This is a genomic window from Intestinibacillus sp. NTUH-41-i26, assembly GCF_032769475.1.
Classification (GTDB): Bacteria; Bacillota; Clostridia; order Oscillospirales; family Butyricicoccaceae; genus Agathobaculum; species Agathobaculum ammoniilyticum.
On sequence record NZ_CP136477.1, the window covers coordinates 563416 to 576658 of the forward strand.

Below are 13243 nucleotides of genomic sequence, written 5' to 3' on the forward strand. Positions count from 1 at the left end.
CATTATTCGAGCGGCTTGAGCAGGCGGTATTCCGTGAACGCGCCGCAGGTGTGAACCTGCTTGAGCTGGAAGCCGAAATGCAGGTAAATCGGCACATTCTCCCGTGAAAAGGTTTCGAGCGCGACTGTCTGGCAGCCCAGCGCCGCTGCGCGGGCGAGCGCGCCGTCCATCAGCTCGCGGGCGACACCTGTGCCACGGTGCGCCTTGGCGACAGCGAACTGCGCGATGTAGTACGGCCGGTTGCAATAGCGCCGGTACCAGTTCATGCTGTGTACGGCCATAACGGGTCGGCTGTTGCGTGTGAGCTGTGCGAGCAGGCGCTTGGGGATGCCGCGCAGCGCGCGGCCGCGCCGCAGCAGATAAATGATCTGCGCGAGCGGACCGAGCGGGGCGCGCCTGCACGGGTCGGTGCCGACCAGCGCGCCGGTGAGCGCACCGTCCGCAGTCTCGCAGACGAAAACATCGCCGTGTTCGAAGAAATAGTCCTGTCCGAGGCTGAGTATGGTCGGACCGACCTGGCGGGCGGTTTCCATATCCACGCCGGAAAACTGCTGCCGCAGCTCTTCCTTTTCATAAAACTGGTCGAACATCAGCGCGGCCAGCGCTGGAAGCTCGTCCTGACGGGCTTTTCTCATGTTGCACCTCCGGTTTGTGGCTGACTTGATGATAGCATGCAGGCCGTGGTCCGTCAAGCCGTGCCGCGGCGCTGTCAAATCAATGGCACGCACGGGGGATTTCTTTGTTTATTGTTACAATGTGTGCGCAAAACAAGGCGGTTTTGCTTGAAATGCGCGGGATGGGGTGATAAACTAAGAGCGGACTGTTTCAGTCCGTTCTTTTGTGTTTCCACAAAAAATGAAGATAGATCGGAAAGGACGACTGACATGAACAACGTGTACGAAAGCCCGCTTTCTTCGCGCTACGCTTCGGAGGAGATGCTGTATACCTTTTCCTCGGATATGAAGTTTTCTACCTGGCGCCGCCTGTGGGTGTCGCTGGCCAAGGCGGAGATGGCGCTCGGCCTGCCCATCACCCAAGAGCAGGTGGACGAAATGGAGGCGCATTTGACCGATATCGATTATGATACGGCCAAGGCGCGTGAGAAAGAGGTCCGCCACGACGTGATGGCGCACGTCTATACGTTCGGCAAGGCTGCGCCCAAGGCGGCGGGCATCATCCACCTCGGCGCGACGAGCGCCTATGTGGGCGATAACACGGATATCATCCAGATCCGCGCGGGCCTGCTGCTCGTGCGCAAAAAGCTGGCCGTGGTGCTGGACAAGCTGGCGCGCTTCGCGGACGCGCACAAGGCGCAGCCCACGCTGGGCTTCACCCACTTTCAGCCCGCGCAGCTCACCACGGTCGGCAAGCGCGCGACCCTGTGGATGAACGAGCTGCTGATGGATCTGGCCGAGGTTGAGTACCGCATTGAAAACCTGCGCATGCTGGGCAGCAAGGGTACGACCGGCACGCAGGCGTCCTTTATGGAGCTGTTCGACGGGGACGAGGGAAAGGTCAAGGAGCTGGAAGCGCGCATCGCGGCGGACTTCGGCTTCGCGGGTGTGGTGCCGGTTTCCGGACAGACCTACTCGCGCAAGATCGACGCGCAGACGCTGGCTACCCTGTCCGGCATCGCGCAGTCGGCGTCCAAGTTTGCCACCGACCTGCGTTTGCTGCAGCACCTCAAGGAGATTGAGGAGCCGTTCGAGGCGCACCAGATCGGCTCGTCCGCGATGCCGTACAAGCGCAATCCGATGAGGAGCGAGCGAATCTGCGCGCTGGCGCGCTATGTCATCACGGACAGCCTGAACCCCGCCTTTACCTCTGCTACCCAGTGGTTCGAGCGCACGCTCGACGATTCGGCGAACAAGCGCATCTCCGTGCCGGAGGCGTTCCTTGCGGTGGACGCGATTCTGAACATTATGATTAACGTGGTGTCCGGCCTGGTGGTATATCCCAAGGTCATCCACCAGCGCGTGATGAACGAGCTGCCCTTTATGGCGACCGAAAACATCATGATGGGCGCGGTCAAGCGCGGCGGCAACCGGCAGGAGCTGCACGAGCGCATCCGCGAGCATTCCATGGCTGCGGGCAAGCGCATCAAGGAGGAAGGGCTGGACAACGACCTGATCGACCGCATCGCCGCGGACCCGATGTTCGGCATGACGCGCGAGCAGATTATGGAGCACCTGGACCCGTCCGCGTATATCGGCCGCTGCCCGTCCCAGGTGGACGAGTTCCTCAGCGAGTGCGTCCGGCCGGCTATCGCGCCCTATCTGGACGGCGGGGACGTCACGGTGGAGATCAACCTGTAAGCGCGGTGGCCAGACACGGCAATATTGACTTTTCTGCGGTTTCGCAGTATACTAAATCAGTTGTGTAAGAAAACAAAGGAGGCTGTAAAACATTGAAAAAGAGTGTGATTTCTTTCATCGCAGTCATGCTCGTGATCGTTTTGCTCGGTCTTTGCGCGGTAATGGGCTTTACCGTTGCAGGGCGCACGATCATCCCTGCGGTGAATGATACCGAGCACGGCATCCGGCTCGGCCTCGATCTGGTGGGCGGTTCGCGCATCGTATATGAGGCGGAGCTGCCGGAGGGCTACGATACGGGCAACCTGTCCAGCGATATGGAAACGGCGCAGTCCATGATCCGTCAGCGCCTGACCAACAAGGGCTTCACCGAGGCGACTGTCGCGCTTTCGGGCGACAACCGCATCTCGGTCGAGATCCCGCAGATCACCAATCCTGAAGAAGCCGTGCAGACGTTGGGCTCGACCGCGCAGCTCGTGTTTATGGACGCGGACGGCAAGGAGTGGCTGACCGGCACAGATATCAAGCGTGCGACCGCCATGTACGGCCAGCCGACCGGCGCGGAACTGACGGACGAGCATTACGTCCAGATCGAGTTCACCGACGAGGGAACGCAGAAATTCTCCGAGGCGACCGCTTCGATCGCGGCGCGGAAAAATACGGACGGTATGAACTTCCTTGCCATCGTCATGGACGATCAGGCGATTTCCACACCGATGGTGGAGAACCAGCTGACGCAGAGTACCTGCGTGATCTCGGGAGGCAACTTCACGGCGGAAAGCGCCAAGGAGCTGGCGGACCTGATCAACGTCGGCCAGATGCCGTTCAGCCTCAAGCAGGTTGAGCTTCGCTCGGTTGGCCCGCAGCTCGGCGCGAACGCCCTGCAGACCTCGCTGCTCGCGGGCGCGATCGGCATTGTGCTGGTCTGCCTGTTCATGCTGATCGTTTACCGCATCCCGGGCCTGGTCGCCTGTCTGGCGCTCGGCTTCTATATTGTCATTGAAGCGGTCGTGTTCGGCCTGATCCGTGTCAACCTGTCCCTGCCGGGTATCGCGGGCATCATCCTGTCGATCGGCATGGCGGTCGATGCGAACGTCATTATCTTTGAACGCATCAAGGAAGAGCTGCGCGCGGGCAAGACCGTCAAGAGTGCTATCGACTCCGGCTTTAAGCGCGCGTTCACCGCGATCCTGGACTCCAACATCACCACGCTGATTGCGGCCGCGGTGCTGTTCTGGATGGGTACCGGCACAATCGTCGGCTTTGCGACCACGCTGGGTCTCGGCGTTATCATTTCCATGTTTACAGCCCTGACGGTGACCCATTTCCTGCTCAACCGCATGGTGGATTTCCATGTTCGCAGCCCCAAGGCTTACGGCGTTTAAGAAAGGAGGAGATAAATAATGAAACCCAAGTTTCCCATTCTGAAGAATTTCAAGATTTTTGGCATTATCTCCATCCTGCTGTGCGCGACCGGCTTGGTGGCTCTGATTGCGCTGCCGTTCGGCCAGAACTTCTTTAACCTGAGCATCGACTTTGCCGGCGGCACGGAGATGGAGTTCAACCTGCACAAGACGGTGGACCAGACGGTCCAGACTGAGGTGCGCGAGTTGTTTCAGGAGGTAACGGGCGTCGACCCGTCCTCGGTCACCTCGTCGGGCGACAGCAACGAAAACGTGCTGATCCGCTCTACCTCGATCGATTCGGAAAAGCGCGCGGCTGTCATCGACAAGATGGTCGAAACCTACAGCCTGGACAAAGATGGCAAAGATCTATACAACAATAACGACGTTTCCCCTTCGGTCGGCAGCGACCTACAGCGCGCGGCGTTCCTGTGCGCGGTAGTGGCGATCGTGCTGATGCTGATCTATATCACCATCCGATTTGAACTCACCAGCGGCCTGGCGGCGGTCACCTGCCTGATCCACGACCTGTTGATCATGCTGTCGGTCTATGTATGGTTCCAGATCCCGCTGGACACCGGCTTTATCGCTGCGGCGCTGACCATACTCGGCTATTCGATCAACGCGTCCATCATCGTATTCGACCGCATCCGTGAGAACCTGCGTGTGGCGCGCAAGGAGCCGTTTGAGGAGGTCGCGGAGCGCAGCGTCTGGCAGACCATGGGACGTACTATCAACACGACCCTTACCACGCTGTTCACAGTCGGCATGATCTTTGTTCTGGGCGTGCCGTCTCTCAAGCAGTTTACGCTGCCGCTGATCGTGGGCATCGTTGCGGGCGCCTGGTCGTCGATCATGCTGTCGGCAAGCTTCTGGTCGTTCTACCGCAAGCATTTCCGCAAGAAACGTATCTGAATAAAGGGAAAGAAGCGCGTACTGCGCGAAACAACGGACGGGGGTGCGGCGTGTATCCCCGTCCGGTTTTTTTGGAAAAGGAGGGACCCCCATGCGTCTGGGCATTTCGACTGCGTGCTTCTATCCGCAGCCGGTCGAGGAGATACTGCCCATCCTGGCCGGACTGGGCGTGCATGCGGTTGAGGTTTTCTTTAATACGGAGAGCGAGTTCTCGCCGCGCTTTTATGAGCAGTTGGGCGCGCAGGCGCGTCAACTGGGGCTGGATATCGTGTCTGTCCACCCCTACACCTCGCTGATGGAGGGGCTGCTCCTGTTCTCCGATTACCAGCGCCGCACAGAGGACGGGCTGATGCAGTACCAGCGCTATCTGGAATGCGCGGCGGCGCTGGGCGCGCGCTTTTTCACCTTCCACGGGGAGCGCGATATGGGGCATGCGGACGATCCGGCACGCTGGGCGCGCAAGTGCGAGGTATACCGCCGGCTGTGCGGGCTCGCAGCCTCCTGCGGCGTGACGCTCGCGCAGGAGAATGTGGCGTGGTGCCGTTCGCGCGACCCCGCATTCCTGAGCGCCCTGTACCGCGACGTTCCCGCGCTGCGGTACACGCTCGACATCAAGCAGGCGCACCGCGCCGGCCGTCACCCGAGGGAATTCATCGATGCAGTGGGGGAACGGCTGGTAAACATCCATATTAACGATTTCTCAGCCGAGCAGAGCTGCCTGCTGCCCGGGGCGGGAACGATGGATTACGCGGACTTTTTCTCACGCCTGCGCGCAGCCGGCTACAGCGGGCATGCGTTGATCGAGGTATACCGCTCGAATTTCACGGGACCGGACGATCTGGCGCGCGCCGTGAGCGTGCTTTCCCGCTTTTTGACGGTTTGACGGGGTAAATGCGCCCGCTATGGTTGACTTTTTTATACAAGGGGTGGTATAATAACCACAAATGATTCACATTTTATAGGATTGCGAGGGTGAAGCCCGATGAAATGTCCGTTTTGCGGCTATGAGGACAGCAAGGTAGTCGATTCGCGGCCGACCGACGAGGGGACGAGTATCCGCCGTCGGCGCGAATGTCTCAAATGCCTCAAGCGTTTTACCACCTACGAAACGGTCGAGCGCATGCCGCTCATGCTGGTCAAGCGGGACGGTACCCGACAGGCCTACGACCGCCAGAAGCTGTTGAACGGGCTGATGAAGGCCTGCGAAAAGCGGCCGGTTTCGCTCATGCAGCTCGAGCAGATCGTGGATAATGTGGAGCAGAAGGTGTTCGGCTCGCTCGAGAGTGAGGTATCCAGCAAGGTCATCGGAGAATTGGTCATGGAGCAGCTCCGCAAGGTGGACGAGGTGGCCTATGTGCGCTTTGCCTCGGTTTACCGCCAGTTCAAAGATATCAATACGTTCATGGAAGAGCTTAATACTTTGATTAAAGATAAATAAATATGAGGCTTTCCCCGCAAAAATACCTTCAACGTCTCACCAAAACAGTCAATCAGGATCCAAGGTACGAAAACGTGCTTGGGGTCCTTTTTATTGGGAAATGAATGATAACGGAGAAATATTTCGCTTGGGTTCAGTATGTTTCGCTGCTATAATGCTTTGCACAAAATAATCTCAGAAAAATGGCACCCGTGGAAGCGTTTTTTGCTTCTTTGGGTGCCGATTTTTTGTGCGTTTTTTTCAACAGACTACTTTGCAGCAGCCCCACTGAACTGTTTCTGCTCTATCATGCTTGAAAGTGGGAGGGGAGCATGCTATACTAAAACTAACACAGGATTGCTGGATTGAAATGAAGCAGGTATTGCCACACACCCTGTAATTCATACAGCAACCTGTGTTTTTTTGCTGCATTTTTCATTTCCAATACGCATCCTTTATATTATTTTATCATTATCTTCGATCTTGAAGGGCTTGTTGCAAGGACTTCTCAAAACGCTCCAAAAATGCGCTGCATTGCTGCTCATTAATGATTAGAGGCGGTTTCACTTTGATCACATGTGGCGAAGAGCCGCCCAACCCCATAATAACACCGTTGTGCAGTGCGTTCTCATAGATGGAGGCTGCCAGTTGTACATCGGGTTCCTTGGTTTCAGGATCACGAACCATTTCAATCCCGATATGCAGACCGGGACCACGGACATCACCCATAACCGGATATCGCTTTTGAATCTCTTTTAGGCCATGCGTTAGGAAATCCCCCATTTTTTTAGCGTTTTCCGGCACATGGTCTCGTTGCATAATCTCAATTGTTTTGAGTGATGCAGCCTGCGCCATGGGGTTGTTGCAGAATGTGAAATTATCATCTGTGCCATCCTGAAAACCTTTTAGACTCTTCTGAATGACTGTGCCGGCGATCGGGAAACCGTTGCCCATTGCTTTGCCAATTGTGAAAATATCCGGTGTGACGCCTAAATAATCCATGGCAAACATAGTGCCACAACGTCCGAAACCGGTTTGCATTTCGTCGAAAATAAGAAGTGTTCCTGTTTCATCACAGATCTCCCGCACACGTTTCATATAGCCGGGGGGACAGGGGATCTGTCCGCCGCTGCCCTGTACTGGTTCGAGAATCACGGCAGCGACAGGTCCGGAAACACCATACAAAATTGTATTGCGGAGTTCCTCTGCGCATAGGTAGTTGCATTTCCCGCACTCCTTGCCATATGGACAGCGGTAACAATAAGGATTCTGTGCCCGAACGAAATTCTGCATGAACCCAATGTACTTAATGCCGCCGCCGTAATGTCTGGGTGCTTTTGTTGCATGCCATCCGCCAGCGGAGGTGGCAAGTGTATTTCCGTGGAAGGCGTGATACAGACTGATGAAATACCGGGCTTCTGGACGGTTGATCATGGAGATTTTCATTGCCGCCTCGTTTGCAATTGAACCGCTTGGTTCAAATGAAACACGATCGAAGCAATCCGGCACCATGCTAAGAATTTTATCGACAAGTTTCAGCCTGGGAAAAGTGTTCAGTCCACCCTTCATGTGGTATAGGAATTTGGCTTGCTCAAATGCAGCTTCCATAATTTCCTGATTGCCAAAGCCCAATGCAAGCGACCATGCCTGTGATTCAAAATCAAGATATTCCTTGCCATCACGATCGTAACAGTAGACACCTTGACCACGTATGATCAGCGGACCTCTCCATGGACCACCGAACATCATATGTTCTTTTAACTGTTGTTCGGTCGCGACATCGAAACTGTTGGGAATCTGTTTCATACTTTAACCTCCATTTAGCCGAAAAGTGAGAATATTTTATAAACAATAAAGCTAATCGGGTTGGATCCATCCACAAACGAAGTAACCATGCTTGCTGTGCCAAAGCCATCCGGCAGACTAAACATATTGGCCTCTTGAACGACTGCGGTGATTTCCGGTGAAACCAAAGTAGAAATCGGAAGCATAACAAATGCGATCAGAAATACGCCGATAATAAATAATTTGATAACATTACCTTTGACAAATGGCGTAATTAGGCAGATGGCAAATGCAATACTGGCCAAATCGGCAAATGGGATAACGCGGTTGTAAGGAAGTACGGCGGCCAATATGAGCGAGACGGGGACAAGCATAATGCTCGCAGCCAGTGTAGCGGGGTTGCCGATGATAACAGCGGTATCCAGGCCAATGCGGATCTTACGGCCAGGCATCCATTTTTCGAAACGGGTACGGATCACTTCGCTCAGTGGACTCAAGCCTTCCACCAACACAGATACCATTCGAGGAAGCAAGACCATTACACCGGCCATTGTCATGCCGACGCCAAGCGATCCGCCAAGATTTTGTCCCGCCAGCAGGGAAATGACAAGACCTATCACAAATCCCATAAAAATTGGTTCGCCCAAAATGCCGAATCTTTTTCGAAGCGATTCCGAATCACCATCCAAATTTTTCAAAACGGGAACTTTGTCCATTCCTTTTGCAAGAACCCATCCGATCGGCATGAATGATATCGAAACAAGTTGGGGGAAGGAAATGCCTGGAAGACCAAAAAAATCTTCCGTTCGCGGAGCGATGAGGTCAGCGAGCTTCAAAATAATGCAGACACAGACCGAAAAGGCAAGAATGGCCAAAAACATATTATGATCAGTTGCGACATAAGTGAACATGCCGGCATAAAAGCAAAGTGCATAATTCCACAAATCAATATCCAAAGTATCGGTATATTTGACTAGGAGAAGAATGATGTTGAGGATTACAAACAGCGGAAGCATGAGCAGAGAAATCGGGAGGGCCCAGATTGCACTCATGAAGGGACCCCATCCAACATCAATAACATTTAGTGAAAGATCCCAACGTTCAACCATCGATTCTGCCACTGGCGCAAGAACTGTGAAAAACAGATTGGTCAGTGTGGACACACCAACAAAGCCGACGCCTACCGTCAGTGCGGCGCGCAGAGCTTTGCTGAATTTTGCCCCCATGACCAGCGCCATGATCAGCAGGAAGAGCGGAACCAAAACAAAAGAATCAAAATCAAGCAATACCTGAAAAAGAGATTTGATCAGTTCTAATAATTGACTCATTTGGTTCCCTCCTCACTTTCCAGCCACTGCCTGTCCAACGATTTCACACATCTTTTCAATAATCGCTTCTTTGCCGATCCCTGTCAAAAACGGCGTCGCCACAAGTGCTGGAATGTCCTCTGGCGTTGAAACTGCACCGGTAACCATGATAAGGCAGGGATGCCGCATTTCGATTTTAGAATTCATTTCTGCGAAGGAACTTTGAATAACCTCAACGTCAAAGCCTTGATCGTCAAGGATTTCCCGAACTTTTCCAGCGACAATAGTCGAGGTTGCCACAGAGCTTGCACAGCAGACGAGAATGGTTGGCTTCATAACATTTTTACCTCCTTTTTTTGCATTTTTTGGCGATATTATTACTTGATCGCATCCCTCCTTGCTTCAGAAAAAGTCTTATTCTTGCGGGTTGTCTGATACGGCGTTATTTTGCATCCCTTGTGCATGGGGAATGCATATAACCTCTATGCCTTTTTCGCGAATGGAGCAGATACGGGGATCTGCGTCATATCCGTCTACATAAATTTGATCGACCTGCTCAATAGCGGCAACTGTGAGCAGGGCGGTTACATCCAGCTTAGTGTGGTCTACCAGCACTATTTTTTTCTCGCCGCACTGTAGAGCTTGCCTCTTGATGGCAGCATCCTCTTCAAGATATTCGGTCAGACCATATTCTGCAGAAAGTCCTGCGACGGATAAAATAGTTTTATTTACATGAAACCCCTTTAACTGATTAATGGTAACATCGCCAAATGTTGAGGGTTCGGTGAAGCGAAGCCATCCGCCCAGAAGGAAGACTTTTGCAGAGGGGTTTTTTAAAAAGACCATTGCAATCTTTAACGACGGAGTGATGATGGTGAGCTGAGGTATATTGCTGATTGCTTTGGCGAGTTCGTATATGGTTGATCCGTTATCTATCAAGAGCGTCTCGCCGGGTAATATATCGTTGGCAACTTCTTCGGCAATACGCTTTTTAGCAGCAACCTGCATCTCGCTTCTGTCGTCATATGCCGGCTCAGAGGACTTGAAGTAGGAGGGGATAACAGCGCCTCCATGAACACGCTTTAACAAACGGCGCTCTTCCATTTCGGTTAAGTCTTTTCTGATTGTTTCTGGCGTCACCTGAAGCGCTTCGGCTAGCTCGGTAACCTTTACTCGTTTTTCGGTTTGTATTTTCTTCAGAATATATGATTCCCGATCGTTTGCCATAAAAATGCCTCCGTTTTCTATGCCTTTATTTTCTGTATTGATCTTTTGTTTTTTTATATTATACTTCTGGTTTGCATTTATGTCAACAAAAACAAAGAAAACAAAAAACACTATAAATAATAAAAATAGGAATAATATGCGAGAATTTAGGATAAAAATAAGAATTTATTTTAAAAAAACAAAACAAAAAATGAAATTGTGCATTTTTGACATTTTTGTTTTTTGAATTTTGGTTTGTATTTGTGTTTTTAAATTATTTACTTTTGAATGTAAAGTGTTATAATAAAGATCAATCTATGACCCATTACTGCTCGGATAAAAGAAAGAAGGGATTCCATGGAAAAAAACAAAGATAAGTTATTAGGAACAATCACATTCGGTTCACAGCTAATTGATATCAATATTATTTCCGATAACAGTGAGTGCGCAATTTTTCAAACGGCACAACTGCTGATCAATGCAGGATGTGTGGAGAAAAGCTATCCGGACGCAGTATGGAAGCGTGAGCAGAGTTTCCCTACCGGTCTTCAGCTCAAAGATATCTGCGTTGCAATCCCACACGCAGAGGCGGTGCATGTAAAAGAATCTGCAATTGCTTTGGGCATACTGCGGAATCCTGTCGATTTTCAACTAATGGGCGAACCGGATCGAAAGGGAGCGGTACATCTGTTGGTGATGTTGGCAATAAAGGATCCCAATAAACAGATTGATGTACTGCAGAATCTGATGGAAGTATTTCAGACCGAGGGAGCTGTCCAAAGCATTCTGCAAGCAGATACCTGTGAGGAGGCCGCGACTCGTTTTGCCTCACTGATCCAAAAGAGCGGGAAGTGAATATTTATGGTTCGTCTGATTGCAGCGGATATGGATGGCACGCTCTTAAACAATCGAAAAGAACTGCCTGAAGACATTGTGCCTGTTATCAAAGTGCTACAGCGCATGGATGTGCGTTTTGTTGTCGCCTCCGGCAGACAATATAAGAACTTGCTCTCTTTTTTTCCGGAAATATCTGACATAATAGCATTTATATGTGTGAACGGATCGCTAATATATGATAGGGGACAACTTGTCTCCATATATGAAATTGATCCGAATTTACTATATGAACCAATCGGTACAGCGCGGCATATTGCAGGTTCGCATATGGTTGTTACATGTGTGGATGGTGTATATACAGAGAGCCGCGATCAGGATTTTCTGCAGTTTGCGAAAAAGTACTTTTGCGATTTGCAGCAGGTTGACTGCTTTGAGCAGATTCTGAAAACAGATAAGGTGGTACAGTGTTCCGTATATCATCCTGAGGCAAAAAAACATGTTCTCCCTGCGCTGTCTGCATTTAAAGAGTGTATAGAAATTTATCTGTCTGAAAACATGTGGGTTGATATACACCGACTTGGTGTCGATAAAGGTACGGGCTTGCAGGAACTGCAACAGCGATACGGCATTACTGCCGGTGAAAGTATGGCGTTTGGAGACTATCTGAATGATATAGGCCTAATGAAGGCGTGTACCCATACGTTCGCCATGAAGAATTCGCACCCTGCGTTGGCCGCTATGTGTAAATACCAGATTGGCTCGAATAATGAAAACGCTGTAGTAGGCGCAATAAAAAAATGGTTTCATATTGGATGATGCTAACAGATAAGAGCATGGTTCAGGAGGACACATTATGAAAATCGGATTGGTCAAAGAGCGTAAAAATAATGAATATCGCGTTGGTATGACTCCTGCAAATGTGCGGGCATATACGGCTGCCGGGCACACGGTAATGGTCGAAAAAGGTGCGGGGCTGGGAGTGGGCTTCAGCGATGATGATTATATATCTGCAGGCGCACAATGTGCAGAGGATGCAGAGCGGATATGGAAAGCATCGGAAATGATCGTAAAAGTAAAGGAGCCGATTGCGAGCGAATATCCGCTGATGCGGGAAGGACAGATTTTGTATACCTACTTGCATCTTGCAGCCGATAGGCCTCTGACGGAGGCGCTAGTAGCAAAACATATCCGTGCAGTAGCGTATGAGACGATTACGGATAAAAATGGAGGCCTTCCGTGCCTGACACCGATGAGCGAAATTGCCGGACGGATGTCGGTGCAGGAAGGCGCTAAATACCTGGAGAAAACATTTGGAGGAAGAGGGGTGCTGCTCTCCGGTGTTCCGGGTGTATACAAAGCAAAGGTTGTTATTCTGGGGGCAGGTACGGTTGGTTCCAATGCTTGTAAAATCGCCGTAGGTATGGGGGCTGATGTAACAATACTGGATATTAACGTTAACAGATTGACTGCTTTGGACCAGCAATATGGCAGCAGGATACAAACATTGTATAGTACGCAAGACAACATTGCGACAAGCCTGAAAAAAGCAGATCTTGTAGTCGGTGCCGTGCTGTCGCCGGGAAGAAAAGCGCCTTGCCTGGTAACACGCGACGATTTGGCTATCATGCAGCAGGGAGCGGTCATTGTAGATGTTGCGATTGATCAGGGCGGATGTTTTGAGACATCACATGTCACAACGCATCAGGAGCCGGTATTTATTGATTCCGGCATCGTACATTATTGTGTTTCCAATATGCCGGGGGCGGTTGCATATACTGCAACAGAAGCGCTGACAAATGCAACGATACAAATCGGGCTAACGATTGCAAATAACGGATTGGAGCAGACAGCAAAACAGAATTCATGTATTGCGTCGGGAATTAACTGCTATGATGGGAAAGTTACCTGCAAAGGCGTAGCAGAAGCACATGGCATGCAATATAAGAAGCTATATGAAATATTAGGCTTGTGATATGGGGGCAATATGCTAAAATCAGATTAAATATTATGTGATAATATCATAATGAATTCATACAATGAAAATCAGTTCAAAAATATGGG

The 13243-nt window shown here is 51.3% G+C and carries 13 protein-coding genes; 8 read left to right on the top strand and 5 right to left on the bottom strand.

Translation table 11 applies throughout. The annotated features are described in order from the left end of the window. Nucleotides 1–2: 2 nt before the first annotated feature. Nucleotides 3–635, bottom strand: coding sequence for a GNAT family N-acetyltransferase (locus RX717_RS02710; protein WP_054326677.1), 633 nt, complete (start codon nucleotides 633–635; stop codon nucleotides 3–5). Between the two features lie 249 nt (nucleotides 636–884). Here RX717_RS02710 and purB point away from each other — a divergent pair, with 249 nt between their 5' ends. The 5 genes from purB to nrdR all read left to right on the top strand — a co-directional run bounded on the left by purB (nucleotide 885) and on the right by nrdR (nucleotide 6068). Continuing rightward, entirely contained in the window at nucleotides 885–2315 is a 1431-nt protein-coding gene (gene purB / locus RX717_RS02715) for an adenylosuccinate lyase (RefSeq protein WP_107631031.1), read from the top strand. A gap of 92 nt (nucleotides 2316–2407) precedes the next feature. Beyond that, nucleotides 2408–3697 (top strand): protein translocase subunit SecD, encoded by a 1290-nt coding sequence (gene secD / locus RX717_RS02720; protein WP_054326679.1) that lies wholly within the window; start codon nucleotides 2408–2410, stop codon nucleotides 3695–3697. 18 nt (nucleotides 3698–3715) lie between these two features. Then, entirely contained in the window at nucleotides 3716–4630 is a 915-nt protein-coding gene (gene secF, locus RX717_RS02725) for a protein translocase subunit SecF (protein WP_054326680.1), read from the top strand. A gap of 91 nt (nucleotides 4631–4721) precedes the next feature. After that, nucleotides 4722–5513, top strand: coding sequence for a sugar phosphate isomerase/epimerase family protein (locus RX717_RS02730; RefSeq protein ID WP_054326681.1), 792 nt, complete (start codon nucleotides 4722–4724; stop codon nucleotides 5511–5513). Between the two features lie 99 nt (nucleotides 5514–5612). After that, nucleotides 5613–6068 (top strand): transcriptional regulator NrdR, encoded by a 456-nt coding sequence (gene nrdR, locus RX717_RS02735; RefSeq protein WP_054326682.1) that lies wholly within the window; start codon nucleotides 5613–5615, stop codon nucleotides 6066–6068. Nucleotides 6069–6518: 450 nt separating this feature from the next. Here nrdR and RX717_RS02740 read toward each other — a convergent pair whose 3' ends face one another. From RX717_RS02740 to RX717_RS02755, 4 genes are all read right to left on the bottom strand, one after another. After that, nucleotides 6519–7853, bottom strand: coding sequence for an aspartate aminotransferase family protein (locus RX717_RS02740; protein ID WP_107631030.1), 1335 nt, complete (start codon nucleotides 7851–7853; stop codon nucleotides 6519–6521). 14 nt (nucleotides 7854–7867) lie between these two features. After that, entirely contained in the window at nucleotides 7868–9160 is a 1293-nt protein-coding gene (locus RX717_RS02745; RefSeq protein WP_107631029.1) for a PTS galactitol transporter subunit IIC, read from the bottom strand. Nucleotides 9161–9172: 12 nt separating this feature from the next. Continuing rightward, nucleotides 9173–9475, bottom strand: coding sequence for a PTS sugar transporter subunit IIB (locus RX717_RS02750; protein WP_107631028.1), 303 nt, complete (start codon nucleotides 9473–9475; stop codon nucleotides 9173–9175). Between the two features lie 78 nt (nucleotides 9476–9553). Further along, the gene (locus RX717_RS02755) at nucleotides 9554–10366 is read right to left on the bottom strand and encodes a DeoR/GlpR family DNA-binding transcription regulator (protein WP_107631027.1); all 813 of its coding nucleotides are present in this window, start codon (nucleotides 10364–10366) and stop codon (nucleotides 9554–9556) included. Nucleotides 10367–10702: 336 nt separating this feature from the next. Here RX717_RS02755 and RX717_RS02760 point away from each other — a divergent pair, with 336 nt between their 5' ends. From RX717_RS02760 to ald, 3 genes are read left to right on the top strand one after another with little or no spacing between them, the layout of a single operon-like run. Continuing rightward, nucleotides 10703–11200 (top strand): PTS sugar transporter subunit IIA, encoded by a 498-nt coding sequence (locus tag RX717_RS02760; protein WP_107631026.1) that lies wholly within the window; start codon nucleotides 10703–10705, stop codon nucleotides 11198–11200. Between the two features lie 6 nt (nucleotides 11201–11206). Then, nucleotides 11207–11998: an HAD family hydrolase gene (locus RX717_RS02765; protein WP_107631025.1), complete on the top strand. Its 792-nt coding sequence runs from the start codon at nucleotides 11207–11209 to the stop codon at nucleotides 11996–11998. Nucleotides 11999–12035: 37 nt separating this feature from the next. Further along, nucleotides 12036–13154, top strand: coding sequence for an alanine dehydrogenase (gene ald / locus RX717_RS02770; protein ID WP_107631024.1), 1119 nt, complete (start codon nucleotides 12036–12038; stop codon nucleotides 13152–13154). Nucleotides 13155–13243: the final 89 nt, after the last annotated feature.

Excerpts from the sequence above, each read along its gene's own strand:
- RX717_RS02750 (WP_107631028.1), bottom strand. The coding sequence starts at position 9,475 with ATGAAGCCAACCATTCTCGTCTGCTGTGCAAGCTCTGTGGCAACCTCG.
- RX717_RS02745 (WP_107631029.1), bottom strand. The coding sequence starts at position 9,160 with ATGAGTCAATTATTAGAACTGATCAAATCTCTTTTTCAGGTATTGCTT.
- RX717_RS02760 (WP_107631026.1), top strand. The coding sequence starts at position 10,703 with ATGGAAAAAAACAAAGATAAGTTATTAGGAACAATCACATTCGGTTCA.
- RX717_RS02710 (WP_054326677.1), bottom strand. The coding sequence starts at position 635 with ATGAGAAAAGCCCGTCAGGACGAGCTTCCAGCGCTGGCCGCGCTGATG.
- RX717_RS02740 (WP_107631030.1), bottom strand. The coding sequence starts at position 7,853 with ATGAAACAGATTCCCAACAGTTTCGATGTCGCGACCGAACAACAGTTA.
- secF (WP_054326680.1), top strand. The coding sequence starts at position 3,716 with ATGAAACCCAAGTTTCCCATTCTGAAGAATTTCAAGATTTTTGGCATT.
- nrdR (WP_054326682.1), top strand. The coding sequence starts at position 5,613 with ATGAAATGTCCGTTTTGCGGCTATGAGGACAGCAAGGTAGTCGATTCG.
- RX717_RS02755 (WP_107631027.1), bottom strand. The coding sequence starts at position 10,366 with ATGGCAAACGATCGGGAATCATATATTCTGAAGAAAATACAAACCGAA.
- RX717_RS02765 (WP_107631025.1), top strand. The coding sequence starts at position 11,207 with ATGGTTCGTCTGATTGCAGCGGATATGGATGGCACGCTCTTAAACAAT.
- purB (WP_107631031.1), top strand. The coding sequence starts at position 885 with ATGAACAACGTGTACGAAAGCCCGCTTTCTTCGCGCTACGCTTCGGAG.
- ald (WP_107631024.1), top strand. The coding sequence starts at position 12,036 with ATGAAAATCGGATTGGTCAAAGAGCGTAAAAATAATGAATATCGCGTT.
- RX717_RS02730 (WP_054326681.1), top strand. The coding sequence starts at position 4,722 with ATGCGTCTGGGCATTTCGACTGCGTGCTTCTATCCGCAGCCGGTCGAG.